Annotated in this window: 13 protein-coding genes; 12 read left to right on the plus strand and 1 reads right to left on the minus strand. The window is 46.8% G+C overall.

Features of this window, described 5'->3' with window-relative positions:
- The 10 genes from ABLA33_RS06040 to ABLA33_RS06085 all read left to right on the plus strand — a co-directional run.
- Positions 1-1112: BspA family leucine-rich repeat surface protein (locus ABLA33_RS06040; RefSeq protein WP_347719631.1), on the plus strand; the 1112-nt coding region annotated here is incomplete at its 5' end.
- Between the two features lie 189 nt (positions 1113-1301).
- Complete coding sequence (locus ABLA33_RS06045) at positions 1302-6113, plus strand: translocation/assembly module TamB domain-containing protein (RefSeq protein ID WP_347719632.1); 4812 nt, start codon at positions 1302-1304, stop codon at positions 6111-6113.
- A gap of 88 nt (positions 6114-6201) precedes the next feature.
- Entirely contained in the window at positions 6202-8766 is a 2565-nt protein-coding gene (locus tag ABLA33_RS06050) for a BamA/TamA family outer membrane protein (protein ID WP_347719633.1), read from the plus strand.
- Between the two features lie 64 nt (positions 8767-8830).
- Positions 8831-10942 (plus strand): S46 family peptidase, encoded by a 2112-nt coding sequence (locus tag ABLA33_RS06055; RefSeq protein ID WP_347719634.1) that lies wholly within the window; start codon positions 8831-8833, stop codon positions 10940-10942.
- A 591-nt stretch (positions 10943-11533) separates the two neighbouring features.
- Complete coding sequence (locus tag ABLA33_RS06060; RefSeq protein WP_347719635.1) at positions 11534-13150, plus strand: N-acetylmuramoyl-L-alanine amidase; 1617 nt, start codon at positions 11534-11536, stop codon at positions 13148-13150.
- A gap of 42 nt (positions 13151-13192) precedes the next feature.
- On the plus strand, positions 13193-14119 hold the full coding sequence (locus tag ABLA33_RS06065; protein WP_347719636.1) for an MlaD family protein: 927 nt from the start codon (positions 13193-13195) through the stop codon (positions 14117-14119).
- A 228-nt stretch (positions 14120-14347) separates the two neighbouring features.
- On the plus strand, positions 14348-15685 hold the full coding sequence (gene dnaA / locus ABLA33_RS06070) for a chromosomal replication initiator protein DnaA (protein ID WP_311490208.1): 1338 nt from the start codon (positions 14348-14350) through the stop codon (positions 15683-15685).
- 34 nt (positions 15686-15719) lie between these two features.
- Positions 15720-17546: a DNA helicase RecQ gene (gene recQ / locus ABLA33_RS06075; RefSeq protein ID WP_347719637.1), complete on the plus strand. Its 1827-nt coding sequence runs from the start codon at positions 15720-15722 to the stop codon at positions 17544-17546.
- Between the two features lie 119 nt (positions 17547-17665).
- Complete coding sequence (locus tag ABLA33_RS06080; protein WP_347719638.1) at positions 17666-18490, plus strand: oxidoreductase; 825 nt, start codon at positions 17666-17668, stop codon at positions 18488-18490.
- Positions 18491-18939: 449 nt separating this feature from the next.
- Complete coding sequence (locus ABLA33_RS06085) at positions 18940-19914, plus strand: leucine-rich repeat domain-containing protein (RefSeq protein ID WP_347719639.1); 975 nt, start codon at positions 18940-18942, stop codon at positions 19912-19914.
- Between the two features lie 39 nt (positions 19915-19953).
- Here the strand turns inward: ABLA33_RS06085 and ABLA33_RS06090 are convergent, their stop codons facing one another.
- Positions 19954-20643, minus strand: coding sequence for a hypothetical protein (locus tag ABLA33_RS06090; RefSeq protein WP_347719640.1), 690 nt, complete (start codon positions 20641-20643; stop codon positions 19954-19956).
- A gap of 129 nt (positions 20644-20772) precedes the next feature.
- On the opposite strand from ABLA33_RS06090, the gene ABLA33_RS06095 reads away from it, so the two are divergent.
- A complete protein-coding gene (locus tag ABLA33_RS06095; RefSeq protein ID WP_347719641.1) occupies positions 20773-21720 on the plus strand; it encodes a hypothetical protein in 948 nt (315 codons plus the stop codon).
- 78 nt (positions 21721-21798) lie between these two features.
- Positions 21799-23721, plus strand: a complete 1923-nt coding sequence (locus ABLA33_RS06100) for an AAA domain-containing protein (protein WP_347719642.1) — start codon at positions 21799-21801, stop codon at positions 23719-23721.
- Positions 23722-23919 lie beyond the last annotated feature (198 nt).

Raw genomic sequence — 23919 nt, forward strand, 5'->3', positions numbered from 1 at the left:
GTGAAATGTTTAGGGACTGCCAGAATTTAACTTCCCTCAATCTCTCCAACTTCAATACGGAGAACGTGCAAAACATGAGTGAAATGTTTAGGGACTGCCAGAATTTAACTTCCCTCAATCTCTCCAACTTCAAGACGAAGAACGTGCAATACATGAGGCAAATGTTTTATGGCTGCTCAAGTTTAACTTCCCTCAATCTCTCCAACTTCAATACAGAGAACGTGCAAGGCATGAGTTCAATGTTTGAGGGCTGCTCAAGTTTAACTTCCCTCAATCTCTCCAACCTCAATACAGAGAACGTGTACAACATGAGTTCAATGTTTGAGGGCTGCTCAAGTTTAACTTCCCTCAATCTCTCCAACCTCAATACAGAGAACGTGCAAAACATGAGCTATATGTTTTCTGGCTGCCAGAATTTAACTTCCCTCAATCTCTCCAACTTCAATACAGAGGACGTGCAAAACATGGTGGGAATGTTTTATGGTTGCCAGAATTTAACTTCCCTCAATCTCTCCAACTTCAATACAGAGGACGTGCAAGACATGAGGGAAATGTTTTATGGCTGCAAGAGTTTAACTTCCCTCGATCTCTCCAACTTCAAGACGGAGAAGGTGCAAAGCATGAGATTTATGTTTTCTGGCTGCCAGAATTTAACTTCCCTCGATCTCTCCAACTTCAATACAGAGGACGTGCAAGACATGAGCTTTATGTTTGATGGCTGCCATAATTTAACTTCCCTCAATCTCTCCAACTTCAAGACGGAGAACGTGCAAAACATGAGCGATATGTTTTATGAATGCAATTCTCTACAAACCATCTATTGCAATAATACTTGGACTTGTTCAGAATCTTATGGAATGTTCTATGGTTGTACAAATCTCAAAGGAGCAGTGCCCTATGATGCAAGTAAGAGGGATGCTTCCATGGCGAATCCCACTACAGGATATTTCACAAAGAAAGAAAGTACGGGAATTGTTACGGCTACCACTGAAGCCAATGCAAACATCCAGGCGATTTACTCTACTGACGGACGCAGACTTAACGAGCTACAGCGCGGACTGAACATCGTCCGTATGAGCAATGGAACTACGCAGAAGATTCTCCGCAAGTAGTGTTCTCCCTACAATAGAAATTTCCCCACTAACTGCTCGCTGCGAGTAAGTTTGTGGGGATTTTCTTTGGTATGAAAACAATCATCTGCAAAACACGGAAAGGAGGGAGAGAGAAAAAAGCGAGAAAAAGGAAGAGTTTGTAACGGAAAGATATGGGGCTACGACAAGAAATCCGTATTTTTGCCCAATATGCCGAAATCAAACAAGTTAAGAAAAATAGGAAAGGTGGCACTATGGGTGGTTTGCACACCAATAGACCTCTTCCTCATACTGGCCCTACTGGTTTATCTTCCACCAGTTCAGAACTTTATAGTCCAGCGCGTTTGTACGCATTTCAGCGAAACAACAGGCGTTCAGTTTTCCGTCGATAATGTTCGACTGGCTTTTCCGTTGGATCTCAACGTGAATGGTGTGAAAGCTGTGCAGAAAGGCGACACGCTGCTCAACGCACGCACCGTTCGACTCAATTTGGAAATGCTCCCTCTCTTTCATGGGCAAGCCAATGTGAGTGGAATTGAATTAGACGTGTCGCGAATAGATACAAAAAACTATATCTCAAACACACGCATCAAAGGAGTTGTGGGGCATCTCACAGCAGAAACGAAAGGCGTGAATTGGCAAAAACAGGACGTTCATGTTCAGTTGGCACAACTGCGCAATTCAGACATAACAGTGGCTCTCGCCGATAGTGCGCTCGACGATACTACGACCACCAAGAGCCATTGGCGCATACGTGTGGACGAAGCCTGTCTCGAAAATGTCAAAGCTCGTGTAGCATTGGCTGGAGCTTTGCCCACCACGCCTCCCCAAAAGGCGCATCACACTATTTGGGTGGCGGCTCAATTGAAAAAGGCGGTGCTCACCGATGGCGACTTCGACACGGGTAAGGCGTATTATGCCTTCCGCAGCTTGAATATCAAGAAGGGGAATGTCGCTTATACGCCCAATGGGGCTGACGGCACTTGGACACCAAAGAATCCCATCCCTGCAATTCCTGCCGACCGTCAACGAAACCACAAAGATAGTTTGCGCATTGCCTACACTTATACCGATAACGTGGCAGAATTGGAACGCTGGAATCCTTTTCCTGCAGAGACAACAGCGCGCGGAAAACAATGGAAGTTCCGCACAGCCTCCAGCAATTCAACTACACTACAAAAGCCCACAAAGCCATTCGATCCAACAAACGTTGTAGTGACAGGGCTAAACGCACAAATAGACACGCTCAGTTACAACCGCGCAGGCATTTTGCGCTTGGGTGTGCGCCACGTTGCCTTACAGGAGCAATGCGGTTTTGCAGTGAAACAGCTCAGCGGAGCGGTGTATCTTGACAGCACACACATAGTGCTTCCTGCCCTCAACCTAAAAACGCCCTATTCTTCGCTGCGTGCCACGATAAATCTACCCTTCTCAGCTTTTGACAAAGGCAGTCGTACTTCAGTTAGTTTGAACCTCGTTGCAACATTAGGGGCACCTGATGTGAAAAACTTGGCGCGCGGTTATCTTCCTGCTCGTTATCTCCGCCTCTATCCCAACCGAACGCTTTCGCTCAATGGACGTTTCTCGGGGAATTTGGCTCATCTTGTCTTCCAAAACACATCTATCAACCTACCAGGAATACTGACTTTCAAGGGTAATGGACGACTGGACGGCATCACGGGAAGTACGCCTTCGGCAAAAATGAATTTTGCGCTCCGCACGGGAACAACTCTCCCCTCACTCTTCAAAACTGTTTTGCCCGATGTGGCCAAAACAGTTAGTATTCCTGCTGCGATGGGGATGAAAGGTAACCTATCCTTCCACGGCACTGACTACCAACTCAACACGAACCTTGCAACAGGGCGCGGAAATGCTAAAGTGAAAGCACGAATTAATCTGCAAACAGAGGCCTTTGATGTTCGCGTTGATGCTCGCCAACTCGCATTGCAGCAGTTCCTACCTAATATGGGGCTATCGGCATTTAGTGGGACACTCTCTGCACGTAGCAGAAGTTTCGATGTGCTTTCCCCCCGCGCCGGTCTCACGGTTGATGCTCATGTTCGTAGTTTTAACTACGCCAATTATGATCTAAGCGGACTAGCTATCACGGTTCGCCAACAAGGTAGTACATCGAACGCTCAGTTCAGCATTAACAACGCGCTACTTACTGGAAAAGGAACGCTCCAAGCTACATTAGGTAGAGACATCTTCGGCCGATTGTCGAGCAATTTTGAGAAAATCGATTTCCGCAGGCTGGGCTTAACGGCGGACACCCTGCAAGGTGGCGGTCAGATAGACCTAAGCTTCCGCACCAATCGCACATTTACGTCTTACTCTGCATCTGGCCGACTTTCCGATCTCTTGGCGATGACGCCTAATAGAGGTTTCACGCCGGGCGATATAGATTTCTCAATCGGGACGGGTAATGATTCAACCCACGTCTTTGCTACCAGTGGCGACATGGTACTTCGACTCGGAACACGGGGGAATGTTGATCGCCTTGTGCCGCGCCTCACGCGTTTCTTCAACCTGTTTGAAAAGCAACTGGCTCACCGTCAGCTCAATCAAGAGGTTCTCAAGAGTGAGCTACCAGTAATGGATTTCCATTTCGAAGCGGCACGTACCAATTTTGTGAGCGACTATTTACGCATTAAAGGGTATCAGTTCCGCACGGCTTATATCGATCTCCACACTCATCCCTCTTCGGGATTGTCGGGTCTCATCCGTGCTGACTCTATCACAACGGGTAAACTGCTTTTAGACAGTGTCAACTTAGCTATATCTCAAGATACTTCGGGCGTAGTTATTGATGGAAGTGTCCGAAACTACACGCGACGGAACCCAAATAAATTCAACGCACAGCTACATGGTTATGTCCTTTCTCAAGGAGCTGGAATACAAGCTAAGTTCTTTGATGCTGACGGAGATAAAGGTTTCGATGTGGGTTTGCGCGCCGACGTATTGCAAGATGGTATCAACATCGTTCTTTATCCCGAACAACCCGTTCTGGCTTATCGCAATTTTAGCATCAATAAAGACAACTACATTTTCTTGGGAAACAACAAACAGATTCGGGCGGATGTAAACTTAACGGCGGATGACGGTACAGGTCTTAAGATTTACTCCACAGCCACCGATAGTGTCAACGATATCACGCTTTCTGTGAACAATGTCAATTTAGGTGAGCTTTCCAATGTGCTTCCTTTCTTACCGAAGATGCAAGGTATGCTCTCGGGAGATATTCACTTCTTCGACGACCATAAGAGCATCAGTGCGATGGGTTCACTTCAAGCCAATAGTTTTGCTTTCGATGGTACACGCCTGGGACAGATTGGAGCTGATGTCACTTACTTGCCCAAATCGAACGGAGAACACTACGCTTCAGCCTTTATCAGTTCGGGTGGTATCGAAGTGCTCGAAGCAGAAGGTACATACGCTGACAAGAGCGGGGAATTTAACGTAAAAGGCAATCTACACGATTTCCCAATGCCTATGCTCAATGCCTTCCTTGAGGGAACTGATGTAGCATTACGCGGTAAAGCGGGAGGCGATTTCACGCTACAAGGAACAGCAAAGAACCCGATACTCAATGGCTCGTTAGATGTGGATTCTGGCCACGTTTACTCTGACGTCTACGGTTTTGACTTCCGCATGGAAGAAAAGCCTGTTGCTATCAACAACTCTAAGGTGCATTTTGAAAATTACAACCTATATTCTACAGGGAAGAATCCGCTTGTTCTCAATGGCGACATAGACATGAGCAACACTAGCAAAGTATATTTAGACTTCAATGTAAAAGCAAAAGATTTCGAGCTTATCAATGCGCAACGTAAGCGCAATTCGCTAGTGTTTGGAAAAATCTATGCCGACTGCCAAGGTACGCTAAAAGGTACGGTAGATAATCTGTCTATTCGAGGACAACTCGATATTCTCGATAATACAAATATGACATATATTCTGAAGGATTCCCCCATCTCCGTAGACAATCGTCTTGAAGACCTTGTGAAGTTCACAAATTTCACTGATCCCGAAGAAGAAACAGAAAGTGAAGAACAAGCCTCATCCAGCTATGATCTCGCGCTGGGTATCAATGTCAACGAAGGAGCCCACTTCAATTGTCTCCTCTCCGAAGATGGACAGAACTATGCCAATATTGAAGGCGGCGGCAACCTAACATTCCGCATCACACATCAAGGAGATATGCGCCTCACTGGTCGACTAACGGCAAGTTCGGGCGAGATGAAATATGAACTACCTGTCATTCCACTCCGCACATTTAAGCTGGTGGAGGGCAGCACTATCGACTTCACAGGCGACCCTACCAATCCTCGACTCAACGTAACAGCACTGGAGCGCATGAAAGTGCTCGTCACAGAAAACGAGCAACAGCGCAATGTTGCTTTTGATGTTGGCGTTTCTATCACCAACACGCTCGACAAAATGGGGCTCGAATTCACCATTGCTGCTCCCGAAGATTTAAGTGTTCAAAACCAATTGGCCGCCATGTCGAAGGAACAACGCAACAAAGCGGCTGTGGCAATGATGGCAACAGGTATGTACCTCACCGACTCAAGCTCAATGAAGAGTGGCTTTAAGGCAAACAATGCACTAAACGCTTTCCTCCAAAATGAGATTCAGAACATTGCTGGTAATGCACTAAAGAGCGTCGATTTGAGCGTGGGCGTAGAAACCGGAACATCGCTCGCCGGTACACAAACCACTGACTATTCTTTCCAATTTGCTAAACGCTTCTGGGACGATCGTATCCGCGTTATCATCGGAGGGCGTGTCAGTGCAGGTAAGAATGCAGACAATCGTGCAGAGAGCATTATCAACAACGTGAGCGTTGAATACCGAATGAACCAAGGGGCAACTCGCTATTTGCGTGTCTTCTACGATCGCGACCAGCAAGATCCGCTCGAAGGACAGCTCACAAAAGCTGGTTTGGGATACTCTGTGCGCAAAAAGACGGATAAGTTTGGCGATCTCTTCATCTTCTGGCGCAAGAGAGAGAAAAAATAAGTCGATATATTGCTCTCGTCCGCTGAAGCGGAAAAGCCAAAAGAGAAACCATTCTAAAAGAGAAACCATTCTATAAGAGAAAGTAACAATGAAACAAAACAAAATATTTTCCCAGCGGGTAGCACGTGCTATAAGTATTCGTTCATTTTCGAGAAGTTCGAGAAATACAACGGGACTTGTACTACTCCTTTTGCTGTTCCTCACTTCGTGCTCCACTACATCTAAATTGCCCAGTGATGAGCAATTGTATATCGGCATCGACAAGATTTCTTACACTAACACTCCCGTAAAGAAAAGCAAGATTCGACTCGACTCGGTGGGCGTTATCACAACCATTGCAGATGTAGCAAATACGGTGAGTGATGTTTTGTCAGGACGAACAGATGGCAACACGATTGACAAGCTCAAAGATGCAGCTCTAAACGGAAAAAAAACTAAAGCTGAGCAGAAAGCTGAAAAACAAGCTGAAGCGGCAGAACGTGCTATCAATAAAGAAGCTTTTGAAACAGCGCAAGAGGAAGTGGAAGCCGTACTCTCCTATCCTCCTAACAATGCGCTTTTCGGTTCTTCATATCTGCGCTCTCCTTTCCAGTTGGGGTTGTGGTTCTATAATGGCTTCGTTGATGCTAAGTCTGGTTTGGGAAAATGGATCTATAAATGCTTTGCTCAGCAGCCGGTCTATGTCTCAACGGTTAATCCTGATATGCGCATCAAGGTGGCACAAAACACTCTTCAGAATTATGGGTACTTCCGTAGCAAAGTGAAATACAAAATTATAGAACAGAAAAATCCCAAGAAAGCTAAAATTCATTACACGGTGAATGTTGGACCGTTGTCGCGTTTCGACTCAATTCAATACTATTCGTATGGTGCACGGCAAGACAGTCTGCTTCATTCCACGAAATCGAGCCGCCTCTTAACAAAAGGTGCACCTTTTAGCGTCGTGAAACTGGCAAATGAACAAACGCGTATCGGTTCGCTCCTCAGAGAGAACGGCTACTATTACTGGCAAGACGACTACACCACTTATCAAGCCGACACCTTACTCCGCGAAAATTTTGTGCAACTCCGTGTGATGCCCAAATCCAATATCCCTGCTGTTGCTAATCACCCGTGGTACATTGGACAAACATATATAAACGTACGACGCAATGAAGAGGAACAATTGAACGCCTCACATACAAATCAGAATTTCACTTATACGTATGGAGGCAATAAGATGCCGCTACGCTCCAGTATGTGGCGCCACGCCGTCATGCATAGTAAAGGCGAGTTGTATCATTATACCGATCAGCGCAACACTCTGGAGAAGTTGAACAAAATAGGTGTTTTCAATATGCTTGATGTTAGCTATGTACCGCGAGACACTGCTGCTAATTGCGACTCGCTTGATGTCTACATTTCGGCACAAATGGGCAAACGCTACGATTCTGATTTTGAAATGAACACTACCCTCAAGAGCAATCAGCAAGTAGGCCCGGGTTTGTCGTATGAGATGAACAAGCGTAACGCTTTTCGTGGTGGAGAAACTGTTTCGTTCAAAATATTTGGTTCGTATGAATGGCAGTTTGGCTCAAGTATCCGTAGCAACAACTCTTTACTAAACAGTTACGAATTAGGCTCACAGCTCTCTTTCACTTTCCCACGCTTCTTTGCACCCATCATTTCGCACCGTCGTCTCAACTTCCCCGCCGAAACAACATTTGCTCTCAACGGCGACTGGAAGCGTCGAGCTGGTTTCTTCACCTTGGTGAGTGCCGGACTAAGTGCAACATACAACTGGTATAAGAGGTCGAACATGCTCCATGAGCTAACGCCACTCAGCATCGACTTCAACAACACCATCAACACTTCCCACACCTACGACTCTATCATGGCTGCCAACCCCACACTGGCAGTGTCCATGCGCGACCAGTTCATCCCAGCCATGTCCTACACCTTCACATACACTTCTACTGCCCGACACCGCAACACGCTAATGGTTCAGCTCCACGCAAAAGAAGCCGGAAACCTCTTTTCAGGCTTTTATGCCGCAGCAGGTAAGAAGTTTAGCGAGCAGAACAAACGCATCTTCGGAAGTCCGTTCGCACAATTTGTGAAGACAACGGCGGAGGTGCACTATACCCTTCCCATCAACAACCGTTTCACACTGGCCACACGCTTTTTTGGTGGAGCCATCTTCTCCTATGGCAACAGCACTACTGCACCTTATGCCGAACAGTTCTATGTGGGAGGTGCCAATTCCGTTCGCGGCTTCACCATCCGAACCATTGGCCCCGGTAGCTATCGTAGCAATGATTCTAAATACTCCTATATAGATCAGACCGGCGACATCAAACTGGAAGTTAATGCCGAACTGCGCGCCCATCTTTTTGGCTCGCTCTATGGTGCAACATTCATAGATGCGGGTAATGTTTGGTTGCTGCGCGAAGATGCTAATAGGCCGGGCGGACGCCTCTCTGCCTCCACGCTAAAAAATATTGCAGTAGGCACGGGCGTAGGTCTACGCTACGATTTGGAATTTCTCATCCTACGCTTCGATTTAGGTATCGGACTCCACGCGCCTTACAAAACCAGCCGCAGCAGTTTCTACAATTTGGAGAAATTCAAAGACGGGCTTGTTTTCCATTTCGCCATCGGCTATCCATTCTGAGCCACATCGAGTTCGGGGCTAACTCACAACTCTCACATCAGATAATCCTTAAACCCACAGTGATATGAAGAAAATATTATTGTTTGCAATGGCTGTTCTGTGCAGCCTTGTTGCCCGTGCCGATGAAGGTATGTGGCTACTAAAACTCATGGAACAGCAACACCTTGCCGACTCGCTCCGAAAGGCAGGTTTGCAACTACCGCCCTCCCAACTCTATAGTGAGACAGGCCCGAGCTTGAAAGACGTTGTCGGCATCTTCGGCAACGGATGTACGGGTGAAGTGGTATCGCCCGACGGCCTTATCTTCACCAACAACCATTGCGGTTTCTCTTACATCCACGCTATGAGCAGTGTCGAGAAAAACTATCTCAAGGATGGCTTCTTCGCAAAGAGCCGTGCAGAGGAACTCCCCACTCCGAATCTCACCTTCACGTTTGTCTTAGCGATTGAAGATGTAACGGTGCAGGTCGAAGCTGAGGCACGCCGTTTGGGCATCGACAAATATACACGGCAGAGCTACAGCTTCACATCGAAGATGAACAGCGAATTGCGTAAGAAATCGAAGTATGCAAAGCTGAAAGGTATCGAATCAACTCTGCTCCCATTCTTCGGCGGAAACCAGTTCTACATCATCTATATGCAGGAATATACTGACGTGCGCCTCGTGGCTGATCCACCGCTTAATGTAGCACAGTTTGGAGGCAACTCCGACAACTGGGTATGGCCGCGCCAAAATGTGGACTGGTGCGCTTTCCGTATCTATGCCGATAAGAGCGGACAGCCTGCTCCCTACAGTCCCCAGAATGTTCCGCTGAAACGCAAAAACTATCTGCGCATTTCTTCAAAAGGTATTCAAGAGGGCGACTACACCATGGTGATGGGCTTTCCTGGCTCAACATCGCGTTTTCTCACCTCCGAACAAGTGGCACTGCGCGTCAATAGCATCAATCAACCCATAGTTGCCGCGGGCTGGCCCGTTCTCGATCTCTACAAAAAATATATGGAAAAGAACGATAGCATTCGCCTCGTTCTTGAAAGCACCAATATGCGACTGGGCAATATGGTGAAGAACTATGACGGCATGATTAAAGCAGTGCGTAATTTGAAACTTATCGATGAGAAACGCCGTGAAGAAAAGCGCTTCCAAGACTTTGCGCACCAAAGCGGGAAGCCTGAATACCAAACAGTGGTAGCCGACATCAACAAACTCTGCAAGACTTATCAGGATTCTATTTTCGACGATAATCTGCTGTATGCAACACTGGGCAACATCAAATACCCCGCATCCTACAGAATCATGCAACAGCTGCTCGCTGCGTTAAAGGCAAACAACCGTCAGGACATCCAAAACAGCAGCAAAGATTTGCTCGAAAGCTATGACAAAAAGCTGGAAGATTTCACCAAGGATTATGTCATTGAACGCACCCGCTTGCTGCTCCCCATCTGGGAGAAAAATTGCCGCTTGCCCATATCGCGCAGTTTGCAGGTAGGCAATCCCTACGAACTTATCTCACAATCCATCTTCGCCAGCCGCAAAAAGCTGGAGACATTCCTTGCCAATCCATCAGCAGAGACGCTCACTGCCGACCCAATCTATAAGATGATTAAAGACATTGACGAACTTTCTGAAAAATTGGAGGGAACAAAACATTTCAAAATGGCCGTCCAACCCCTGGAGAAGACCTACGTTCGTGGACTCGAAGAGATGTACAACAACTCCAAAGCTCCCGATGCCAACTTCACACTGCGCATGACTTACGGACACGTAAAGGCCATGAAGCCTCGTGATGGTGTTCTCTACGATTGGCGGACTACGCTGAAGGGTATGTTTGAGAAAGAGGACAGCACCAATATCGACTACATCGTACATCCGCGTATGCGCCAACTCTATGAAGCGCGCGACTTTGGACGTTATGCGCGCGAGGATGGTCAGCTGCCCACTTGCTTCATCTCCAACAACGACATCACTGGCGGCAATTCTGGTTCACCAGTAATGAATGCGAAGGGTGAGCTCATCGGTTTAGCATTCGATGGGAATATCGAAGCTCTGAGTAGCGACCTCAAATTTGATCCCGAACTCCAGCGTTGCATCAATGTCGATATTCGCTACGTTCTCTGGATTCTCGACAAATTCGGCGAAAGCAAATATCTCTTCAACGAAATGGAGATACACTAACTCACATCTCACAGAACGGCAGCTTCCCCTGCCGTTCTGTTTTTTTAGCCACTATCCGCTGCAAACAAGCCCCTCACGAGAAACAAGTAGGTGAACACGCAGAAGAACGTCTCCCATCAAGAAAAAACTCCATTTTTGTTGTCACGTTGTCACAGCGGAGAGAACATACTGATAAATAGATGATTAGATGCGTGACAACAACTTTTTTGTTGTCACGTTGTTGTCACACATCGTCACGCTCATAACATATACGTTTACAGTTAATTAAATTCAAAGTGTGACGACATTACGACATAAAACAGAAATAAAGATATAGGGAGTGAGGAGAATTGCTCATATTTTCTAACCTCTCTCTTCACACCTCAGCCACAATAAGCGCGCCAGCTGACGCAATAAGGCTATCAGCTGACAGCCTTATTGTATTTGAAAACGCAATAAGGATATTTACGATCAAACCCAATCTGCTCCCACACTAAGATTGACTCTAATTGCATAAAGAAATGAAAATGTGACCATTTCCAAAGGAGGAAGAAGAAAGTAATATGTGTGTATGGAAATTTATTTTTACCTTTGCCGCATATTTGTCTTGATATGTTCGGAAGATTACGACACATACTGCTCACAATCGCTTTTCTGCTCATTGGTAGCACCACTACTTGGGCCGATAAAAACTTTATTCTGGTAATCGATCCAGGTCATGGCGGACATGATGCAGGAGCAGTGGGTGGTTTCTCTAAAGAAAAGGATATAAACCTTCAAGTGGCACTCGCCTTCGGTAATTTGGTGGAGCAAAACTGCCCCGATGTAAAGGTGATTTATACGCGCAAAACGGACATTTTTATTCCGCTCGACACGCGCGCCGATATTGCGAATAACGCCAAGGCGGACCTTTTCATCTCTGTACATACCAACTCCTTACCAGCTGGGCGCATAGCTTACGGCTCGGAAACTTACACTCTCGGTATGGCGCGTGCTGGAGCTAACCTCGAAGTGGCAAAACGCGAAAATAGTGTTATCACCTACGAAAAGGATTATCAGACACGCTACCAAGGTTTTGACCCCAACAAAGCGGAGAGTTATGTTATCTTCGAATTTATGCAGGACAAATTTATGCGACAGAGCATAGACTTGGCACGCTGCATCCAGAAACACTATGTACGCGCCAATCGCAAGGATAAAGGCGTGCATCAAGCGGGATTCCTCGTACTTCGCAAAACCAGTATGCCCGCTGTGCTAACAGAATTAGGCTTTATCTCAACGCCTGAAGAAGAAACGTTTCTCAACTCCAAAGAAGGAATCAACACGCTCAGTACGGCTATATATAATGGTTTTATAGACTATCGCAAGCAGCACGGATACGTAGGGAAGACCCTACCACCTCCCATCTTCAGCAACTATTCCGCAACGGAGACTACGCCGAAGGAGGATGCCACAGTGGTACAGGTTGTGCCAGTAGAAACAAGCAACACTCCCATTGTTGCTCCTCAAGAGAAAGAAGATACAGAAACAACAATCATTGCCGAGAAAAGAAATACCAAAGCTGCAGAGAATGCTCCAGCAAAGCCAGCCCACAGAGAAACGGCAACGCCACGCAAAGAACCCACAAAACCGAAACCTCGCAAAGAGGAAAAACAAGTTACAACGACCAAGCCCACTCCCGCAGCAAAAACTCCAACAGGCCCAACGTATACAATCCAGTTTGCTGCTACCTCAACGGAGGTTTCGCTCAAAGATCCCACTTTCCGCGGAATGGAAGATGTGAAATGTACGAAGGAGGGGAACCTCTATATCTACACAACGGGGCACTACAATAGTAAAACCGAAGCCGAACAAGCAGCTAAGAAACTACCAGCGCGATACAAGAGTTATCTCATCGTAAAAGAAAAAGATCTGGCAGTTTCCGCACAGTCGTCCGCTAACTCGGAAAAGCATTCCGCAGCGAAAAAAGTTGAGAGAAGCGAACCTGCTAAAGAGCAAAACAAGCTTACCTTCCGCTTGCAGTTTGCCACCACGCCAACAAAACTCCCCACCACTGATGCACGCTTCAAGGGGCTTCCCGATGTGCGATGCTATCACGAGGGGAAACTCTACAAATACACGTCGGGCAACTATGCCTCTCAAGCAGAAGCACGCAGCGCACTCAAAGAGCTGCAAAAGAAATATCCCGATGCTTTTATCGTCAAGTTTCAAGGTAACGAAAAAAAATAATTATACATACATTCACCCGACAATCAACACATACAGAACAATATGCGTTTTTTCACAAAAGAAGTAAAGATTGCTTTGACAGCCATTGTAGCCATCGCTGTGCTCTACGGCCTAATCAATTTCATGAAAGGTGTTAACATCTTTAAGTCGTCTAATACCTACTATGTAGAGTTTGAAAACATTCAAGGACTAACGGTCAGTAACGCCGTCTATGCCAATGGGTATCCAGTCGGCATTGTACGCAGTATTGAATACGATTACGATCGCACTAATAAGGTGGTAGTTGCTGTAGAACTCGATAAAGAAATGCGCGTCCCCAAAGGGACAAAGGCAGAACTCGAAACGTCGCTCATGGGCGGTGTGACGATGAATCTCGTCCTCGGTCCTAACCCCACACAATATATAGAACGAGGCGACACGCTCAAAGGAGGTCCACACGAGGGAGCTATGTCAAAAGTGGAGCAGAGCGTGCCGCAAATGGTAGCTCTCATTCCGAAGATTGACTCTATCCTAACTAATTTCACACGCCTCACCAGCGACCCTGCTTTACAACAGATGCTACACAATGCAGTAGCTATCTCGGCAAACCTCCGCACCACGAGTGTACAACTCAACACGATGATGGGGCGCGATGTGCCACAGATGATGGCAAAACTCAACCAAGCAAGTACAAACCTGAATAAACTTAGCAAAAACTTGGCAGGCGTGGATGTACAATCCACTATGAAACAGGTGAATTCCGCACTGAATGAAGTGGAAGGTTTCTCCCGTAATATCAACAACCTGTCTGGACAGCTCAATACCAAACTCAACTCAAAAGACAACAGTTTAGGAATGCTCATGAACGATCGTGGACTTTACGATAATCTCAACCGCACTGTTCAACATGCTGACTCTCTTGTCACCGACCTCAAGGCGCATCCGAAACGCTACGTCCACTTCAGCGTGTTTGGCAGAAAAGACAAATGAGAATAGCTCCTTCGGATGCTACAAAGATAGACTAAGAAGCTACATAATGCATAGTGCCGGCCACCACACACCATGGTAGTCGGCATTTATCTGCCTCTTCCATCACCCACTAAAAAGCTAAGAATAGCAGAAGGAAAAGATACGAATACACAAGCTTAAAATTTTGCTCTTTAGGTTTTTTTTGCGAATTTTGCAACCACTTCTCTAAACAGAAGGAAGATATACATAATGAGTAACACCCATCAGCAAGACCAGTGGGAGGTTTTCCTCTCCATCCTTAAAAGAAGCATTTCCGAACAGGAATTTAGGACGTGGTTCTCTGCCGTACAGTTCGTAAGCTATGAAAGCCACGTGCTGAGAATTGGTGTTCCCAATCGTTTCCTTACAGAATATATCGAGGGGCATTTCCTTAAAGAGATGACCAGTGCGATTGAGCAAGCGTTCGGCGTTGGCACTTCGTTGCAATATACGATCATAACTTCTCCCGATGATGAAAACCAACCACAACGCCCTGCCGCACATCCCGAGCCGAAACTACCGCCTCTGGATTCGAACCTCAATCAGAATTTTACGTTCGACAATTTTGTGGAGGGACAAAGCAATAAGTTGGCACGCACTGTGGCTCTTTCCATCGCAGAGCATCCTGGAAAGACATTCAATCCTTTCTTCCTCTACGGCCCCAGCGGAGTGGGCAAAACTCACCTTATTTCTGCCGTTGGGCACAAGCTCTTGAAGCTCTATCCCGATAAGCGTGTGCTCTATGTTCCTGCACATCTTTTCAAAACGCAGTTTATTGATTCTGTGCGCAATAACACTCAGAATGACTTTATACACTTCTATCAAACGATAGATGTGCTTATCATCGACGACATTCAAGAGTTCACTACCACCAAGACTCAACAAGCTTTCTTCCATATCTTCAACCACCTGCAGCTGAACGGCCGACAGATTATCATCTCTAGCGACCGTGAACCGGCAAAGTTTGAAGGGATTGAAGAACGCATGTTAACGCGTTTCCGCGCAGGAATGATGGCTCCGATAGAACGTCCTGATTTAGCTCTGCGTCGGGCGATTCTTCAGACGAAGATTCGTCGCGACGGACTCAAATTCCCCAAAGAAGTAGTCGACTTCATTGTGACCCACGTAGATAGTAGCGTTCGCGATTTGGAAGGTATCATTAGTTCTATCATGGCCTATTCCATCGTAGATTTCTGTGGAGAAATCACACTACCTCTGGCAGAACGCATCGTTTCTCAAGCCATCAATTTGGCAAAAAAGGAACTTTCGCTCAACACCATTACGCGCCATGTTTGCACATATTTCGGCGTGAAAGAAAAAGAAGTCATGTCGAAAACTCGCAAGCAGGGCATCGTACAGGCTCGCCAAATCTCTATGTACCTCAGCCATAAATACACGGATTTGTCTTACGCCGAAATAGGACGACAAATGGGCAAGAAGGACCACTCTACTGTGCTCCACTCTTGCAGTATGGTGAAGCGTCGCTTGTCAACTGAAAAGAACTTCCGCCACCAGGTGGAAGAAATCGAAGCAGGTTTTAAGAACTAAAATCTGTCTTTATTCCAATCAAGGGCTTCTACTCATGTCTCCCCTACAAGCTCTCAAAAAATACTTTGGTTATAATAGCTTTCGCCCCAAGCAAGCCGAAATCATCGACACAGTACTTGGCGGGCGCGACTGCTTTGTGCTGATGCCTACTGGAGGCGGGAAATCGGTGTGCTATCAGATTCCTGCAGCACTTCTTCCGGGTCTAACCATCGTAGTTTCCCCACTCATCTCGCTCATGAAGGACCAAGTGGAAAGTCTCTTGGAGGCAGGTATCCCAGCCTGCGCCATCAACAGTTCACTCCCGCTTGAGCAGAGCGTGCAACTCCAAGAGGCGTGTGTAAACGGGAAATACAAACTCGTCTATCTTTCCCCCGAAACATTATTAGCTTCCTTGCACGGGTGGATTTCTCGCGCTAAAATTTCGCTCATCGCTATCGATGAAGCTCACTGCATTAGCCAGTGGGGGCACGACTTCCGCCCCGAGTATACGCAATTAGGACAAATCCGTCGCGGACTACCTGATGTCCCGATGATGGCTTTAACTGCCACGGCGGACAAGGTGACGCGTGAGGATATTCTCAAACAGCTCGGGTTGCACAACCCTTATATTTCCGTTTCCTCCTTCGATCGTCCCAATCTTTCTCTGACGGTCATCCGCGGCTTTAACGGAAGCGAAAAACTCAAAGCCATTCTCCGATTCTTGAGCGAACGCCCCGGACAAGCAGGCATTATATATTGCATGTCGCGCAAGACAACGGAGAGCGTAGCTGAAAAACTCACAGCAAAAGGCGTTCGCGCACTCTCCTACCATGCTGGACTATCAGCCGATGTTCGTGACAAAACACAAACGGCATTTATCAACGATGATGTTCAAATCATCGTTGCCACCGTAGCATTTGGCATGGGTATCGACAAGAGCAACGTGCGCTGGGTCATCCACTACAACCTTCCCAAAAGTATTGAAAGCTACTATCAGGAGATAGGACGTGCTGGGCGCGATGGCGACCCTGCCGACACACTCCTTTTTTACAATTACGCCGACATCATTCAGCTCGAACGTTTCGCTCAGGATAGTGGTCAACAGAATATCAATATGGAACGCCTCAACCGCATGCGAGAATATGCCGAAGCCAGTGTCTGTCGCCGCCGCATCTTGCTCAACTATTTTGGTGAGGAAACAAGCACCGACTGCCACAATTGCGATGTTTGCAAAAACCCTCCAACACGCTTCGATGGTACTACGCTCGCACAGAAAGCCCTCTCGGCCATCGCCCGCACCGAGGAAAGCATCGGTTTCAGCACAGTTATCGACATCTTGCGCGCCACCTATTCACCCACAGTCCGCTCCTCCCACTATGAACAACTAAAGACATTCGGTGCAGGACGGGATGTAACGGCTCACGACTGGCGCGACTACCTGCTACAGATGCTCCAACTCGGGCTTGTGGAGGTGGCATACAACGAGGGCGACCACCTAAAGATTACCACCTTAGGGCGCGATGTCCTCTTTGGCCGTCGCCCCATCGAATTTGCCCAAATTCAGCACGAAGATTTCCAGAAAAAGGAGAAAGAAAAAAAGGCAGCGCGCCAAAAGGAAAAAGATACCCTCTCTCTCTTCGATGCGGAAGAAATACAGCGTGGAGTCACAAACGGAGAGATGTTCGAACGTCTCAAAGAGCTCCGCTTGCGCTTGGCTCGCGAACAAGGATTCCCACCCTATGTCGTATTCAACGACCGCACACTCCACGCCATGGCAACACTCCGTCCACACACGCTGGACGATTTCGACCGCGTCCCTGGCGTTGGCGACTTCAAAAAAGCAAAATATGGAGAGGCTTTCTTAGAAGAAATCAACAGATAGGAAGCACTCCTCCTGCAACATTCACAATCAAAATTCTTGGCTAAATCATCACACAGATTTAGGAAAGGCTCCATTATATTTGCACCCAGAAGCAGAAAGGATACTAAAAGAGAACAAAGATGAAACAAAAGGTAATTATCCTGACAGGTGCCAGTAGTGGTATAGGGTATCAAACAGCGAAAAAATTAGCAAAAGAAGGACACATCGTTTATAGCGCAGCACGCCGGATTGAAAAGATGGAAACACTAAAGGCTTTTGGTGTAAAACCTCTGTGGGTGGATGTAACATCAGAAGAAAGCATAAACAAAGCCATAGAAACAATCATTACCACAGAAGGCAAAATTGATGTATTAGTAAACAATGCTGGATATGGTTCATACGGTGCCGTTGAAGATGTTGATATAGAGGAAGCACGCAAGCAGTTTGATGTCAACTTATTCGGCGTTGCTATGCTCACCAAAAAGGTTCTTCCGTATATGCGTCAGCAAGATAGCGGAACTATAATAAATGTAGGTTCTATGGGCGGACGCTTAACAATCTTTTTCGGAGCTTGGTATCATGCCACTAAATACGCCTTAGAGGCCTTTAGTGATGCACTACGCATGGAAACAAAGCAATTTGGAATAAATGTAGTTATTATCGAACCTGGTGGCATCAAAACACCGTGGGGATACATCGCAGCCGATCATTTGGAAGAAAGTTCTAAAGGAGGAGCATACGAAAAGCAAGCTCACAAAACAGCAGAAGGAATGCGCAAACAATATAGTGGCAACATGATGAGTAACCCCAAAGTCATAGCAAATACTATCAGCAAAGCAATCAATGCGCATCGGCCTAAAGCACGCTATCTCATCGGATTCGGAGCAAAGCCTCTTGTCTTCTTACATACTATTCTCCCCACACGATGGTTCGATTGGATCATGATGCATGCTTTTCAAACTTAGGTATATACGTTCTTAGGATGTTACACTCAAAACTTGACAACGTAACGGCAAAAAATAAAAGCTTTGGGTGAGGAAGGTGGGTGCTGTGCGACACCGGCGGTGTCGCATAACACCCACTCCTACTCATACCCATCTTCACTCATCTACGCCTGCTGTACGAGGACTCAACAAAAATCTGCAATACCAACTTAAGGATATTGCAGAAATGAACCACTCTTTTAAGAAACGGCTTTTTATCTATTTCTCCCCCAAAAGGGTGCATATTTATGCAAAAAGGAGTATTTTTACCTGCCAAATAGGTGATAGAAAAATATAACGCTTCCATTAGATTTAGCCACAGATAAATGGCAACAAAACTTCAGATTGAAGAAAAAAGGAATCAGACATTTTGATGCAAATAATAGAACAAGAATAAGTATTCTCTTTATAATAACAACCTAAACAAACACATGAAAAAAGCTACATATACCATTGGTGAGGAGTCTTTACAAGAATGGGAAAGTAAGAATGGATCTCCTGTATATATTGTCTTGACCGGCAATGTCTCTGCTGACACTTTTACCCAGTTAGCAAAAGAGTTTGACTACACTAAATATCAGCGTATATCATTTGAAAATCTGGTTATATCTGATTATAAGTATGATAACGGCACTACTCGGTCGTTCGAAGAGGAACTGTATAGCTACATGACGGAATACGGTGAAAAACTTCATGTTTTATCAAAACTCTTTCTCAACTCACATCACACAACGGATTTCGTAGTGGCAGACAATTGTGTATTCTCAGATGATCGGAAAACACTTGTTCACATTCCTGAAGCAAGGAGCGTGGTCATCCCCCCGCATGTGGAACACATTGGCGTTGGCACTTGTTGTGGCTATGAAATGATGTCTGAAATCAAACTAAACCAAGGATTAAAGAGTATAGGGAAAGGTGCGTTTATCTTAGCTGGCATAACTCAGCTATGTATGCCAGATTCCGTTGTGGAGTTAGGAGATAATGCCTTTCTGATGTCAGATCTCGAAAAAGTACGACTTTCCAACTCTTTGGTGTCCATACCATGCGGCTGCTTCAATCTCTGTTGCATAGATAAAATCAACCTTCCTTCAAGTATCAAAACGATAGGAACCAAAGCGTTAGCAGGATTGTTATGGATTGATGAAATAGACATTCCAGAAGGCGTTGAACGAATAGACTTCGATGCTTTTGAAGCAATGCGCAGAGTGTCTCTTCCTTCTACCTTGAAAGAAATAGCCCCCGACTTCTATTATGAAGAATGTATGGACGATCCTCAAGATGTTCCTTACATCACGGTACATCCTGATAACAAAACCTTTGTATCAATAGATGGAAGTTTATATTTTAGAGATTCGGGAGAGCTTGCTCTTGACGCTAAATATAATGATTCGGAATACTTTGATTAAGCAACAAAGGCAGCGATAATTCTACACCTAAAAGAGTTGTTACCAGTCGAGACCGCGATAAGGTTTCATTAGGTTATGATTTTCAACTTGATAAGGATTGAAGCCCTCACGCTTAGAGGCTTCAACACTCAAACCGAGCGAGAAGCTGTCGCTCACCTTCCAGTTGGCTCCCATCCCTACGCGATATTTCGCAGGGGCGTCCCAATAGTAAGGACTCCATAATAGTGCGCTTTTGGGCACTAAACTTGCCGTGGCATAGGCGTACACATCGAGTTTTTCTGTAGCTCGATAGGCTGCAAGAACACCCACTCCCAGTTCTGTTCCGCCATATCCACCCCATTTCATGTGGTTGGCGAAAACACCAGCAGCAAAGAGCAGTCGCGTACTGACAGGTTTTACATACGCCAACGCCACGTTTTGGCCAAAACCAACCCCACTGGGCGCATACTTTCCGAAAGCTACGGAAGCACTCATGCCGAACTGTACGTTCAGACCTGGATGTAGCGACCAGCTACCACCCCAGAAATTGCCATAGAAGGGGGAGAACGCACTATATGCGGGATTGCGCACCTCGAGAATCGGCTGCAAAGCTTCGTTTTGGGCCAACGGTTTGTGGGTTGCAGCGGCAACGGTTGTTGTATCAACAGAGAGGGATTCAACAACATCCTGTGCACTGAGAGTTTGGCACAAGAAAAACAATATCAGGAATAAACTTATCAGATGCTTCATCGGATTTGCTTTTGCATTTGTGGCAAAGATAGAGACTTTACCTTTTTTGCGCTACTAACAAAAGCTAAAAAAACATGTAAAACTTTATCAGTTGGGATTTTCCGCGTAACTTTGAACGAAAATAATGTAATGAAAATCTCAACGATACGGCTCTTGCCACTACTCTTGTTTTGCCTTTACACGGCAACAATTGGGCAAGCACAAACTTTGCGCCAACGCCCGTTGCGCGGCATTAGTGCCGACAGCGTAGTGTTCTTGAGCAAGGATCAAACAAACCTCCGAATGGCGGGCATGATTGGGACCACTCCTGCCATGCCTCGACCGCTCACGGAATGGCGAAAGAAAGATGTGAAAGCTCTGTTGAAAACAGCCTCTACTCCGCAGCGACCTACGCTCACAGCTCCGCAATCCGTTTATGAAGCTATCAGCACCATTCAGCATTGCTTACCGCTCCTACGATGGACGGGTGAGGCGCGCTTCTGCGATTCGCTCAACGAAGCTCTCTTCAATCAGCTCATGCCGGCCTTGCTGACAAAATCTTTCGAGCAGCATCTGGCGCAACAAGCCGTGGTAGATGCTACACAGTGGATGTATCTCACAGACGAGCAGGGTGTTTCTATCAATCTCTATCTCAACGTCTTTGCTCGGATTGTCACACCAAAATTTGCGCTCACGCTGGATCAGACCAGCAGGATGCCGTTTGGCAGTCGAGTGCAAGTGCGCGTTGGTGGGTTGAAGAGTCAGACACCACTGGAGCTCCGATTTTTCATTCCTTCGTGGCAGAAAACGATGCCACTCATTTATGTGAATGGGCGCGAGGAGTTTTGCACCATCGAAAAGGGCTACGCCGTCATTCGTCGCAAATGGAATGCAGGCGATGAGGTCTTTTTCGATTTCGATCTCACACCACACATTGAGGGGTCGCTCCTTCGTGTGGGTTCTCTCTTTTATGTGCCAACAGCAGAACCTTCATTGCCTGTCTATCCCAGCAATGAGCTGAACCGCTATGAGCACCCTATCCTGCAAGGCAAAGGATTTACGGCCGAACCGATTACAGACAAGCCGATTCTTCCATAAGAGAAGAAACCTTTGCTTTATCGGACGCAACCGCCCCACCCTCACCTCCATTTTCCCCTCCCCCACTCCCAACAACAGATGCTTTCCCTACAACAACAAAAACAACTGCTTCAGAAAGAATATGAGTTCGAACGCAATGAGTTCCGCCGCGAAACGGAGGCGTTCGGTATCGGACGAAAGGTGAAACGTGGCGACTGCTGGTTTCCCGTAACCGTGGGGCGCAGCTATTACAACTCGCTCGATCGCTTGGTGGTGGAAATTCATCGTTCTACGGACTCTGACATCGAGCACAACTTTGAATACGGTCGCTCGGTCTGCTTTTTCTCACAACAGAACGGCGATAACTTGAAATACCTCAACTTTAGCGGCACAATCAGTTATGCCGAGGCCGACAGGATGGTGGTGGCCCTGCCCAACGAGCAAGCACTGTCCCAACTACAAGCACTGGAGAATGGCGGTGTTCAACTGAATTTTGACGAGACTTCGTATAAGTTAATGAACGAAGCCCTCGATGCGGTCATCAGTGCTCGTGGAAACCGCTTGGCAGAACTGCGCGACATCATTCGCAGTAGGAAACCCGTGAGCAGAACGGAAAACCTGCTCCGTCTGAACCTACCATGGCTCAACGCCTCTCAGGAACAAGCCGTTAACGAGGTGTTAGCGGCACGCGATGTGATGATAGTACACGGCCCACCAGGCACGGGAAAGACCACAACGCTTGTGGAAGCTATCATGGAGGTGATGCGGTGCGAACCACAAGTGATGGTGTGTGCCCAGAGCAACATGGCTGTCGATTGGATTTCGGAACAACTTGCCGATCGCGGAGTAAGCGTGCTTCGCATTGGTAATCCGTCGCGCGTGACAGACAAGATGTTGAGTTTCACCTACGAGCGACGCTTCGAAAGCCATCCCGACTACTCCACCCTTTGGAGCATACGCCGCACCATCCGACAACTCTACGCCACACCGAGCAAAGGTCGCAGCGAGAGTTTCCATCAAAAGATTGCGCGTCTTCGAGAGCGGGCTGACGAACTGGAACTTCGCATCCGCAATGCTCTCTTCGATCAATCACGAGTGGTGGCTTGCACCTTAGTGGGCAGTGCCAACCAACTCCTGCAAGGCATCCATTTCCACACTCTTTTCATCGACGAAGCCGCACAAGCACTCGAACCAGCGTGTTGGATTGCGCTACGAAAATGCGACCGCTTCGTGCTGGCCGGCGACCACTGCCAGTTGCCCCCAACCATCAAAAGCAACGCAGCGCGCTATGGAGGCTTGGATAAAACGCTCATGGAGACGCTCGCGGAGACACATCCCGAAGCTGTACGCCTACTGACGGTGCAATATCGCATGAACGAAGCACTGATGCGATTCAGTTCCGAATGGTTCTATGAGGGAAAGTTACAAGCCGCACCAGAAGTGAGTCAGCGCGGCATTATGGCCGACATGGATGAGCCACTTGTGTGGGTTGATACGGCGGGAGAAGACAACGAGGGACAAGAGGATTTTCACGAACAATTTATTGGAGCAAGCTACGGCCGTATCAACAAGGCGGAGGCACGGCTCACACTTGCCACACTCATTGACTACGCCGAGCGCATAGGGCGACAACGCCTCCTCGAAGAGCGCATCGATATCGGCATCATTTCTCCCTACAAAGCTCAAGTGCAGTATTTACGCGCTCTGCTAAAGAAAAATGCCTATTTGCGCCCTTTGCGCAAGTCGATCACTATCAACACTGTTGACGCCTTTCAAGGACAAGAGCGCGATGTTATCCTCGTGTCGCTCGTGAGAGCTAATGAGGCAGGCGAGATTGGTTTTCTGAACGATCTGCGCCGCATGAATGTTGCCATCACACGAGCGCGAATGAAACTCATCATTTTAGGAGCGAGCACGACGCTTTGCCGACATAAATTCTATAAGAAACTATACGATAGTTGCAGCAAACTGACCATCCAGTCCCTCCGCCAAAACGAAGACTCAGCAGAAGCGCGCGCCTAAAGGGCGATAAGAGAGAAGGAGGTTTAGCTATATCTATTGGCATCTTTCCTTTTGCAAAACAGCAAAAGGAAAGATGCCATATCCTCCCATAAAGAGCAAGACAGACTTAGAAAAGTAGAAAAGAAGAATCCTTATAGTACGATTTTTGAAACTATGGTTTGCATTCTTCGTTGTTTTGATTATTTTTGTCCAAAATTT

Origin of the sequence: uncultured Alloprevotella sp. (assembly GCF_963536905.1) — a bacterium.
Lineage (GTDB): Bacteria > Bacteroidota > Bacteroidia > Bacteroidales > Bacteroidaceae > Alloprevotella.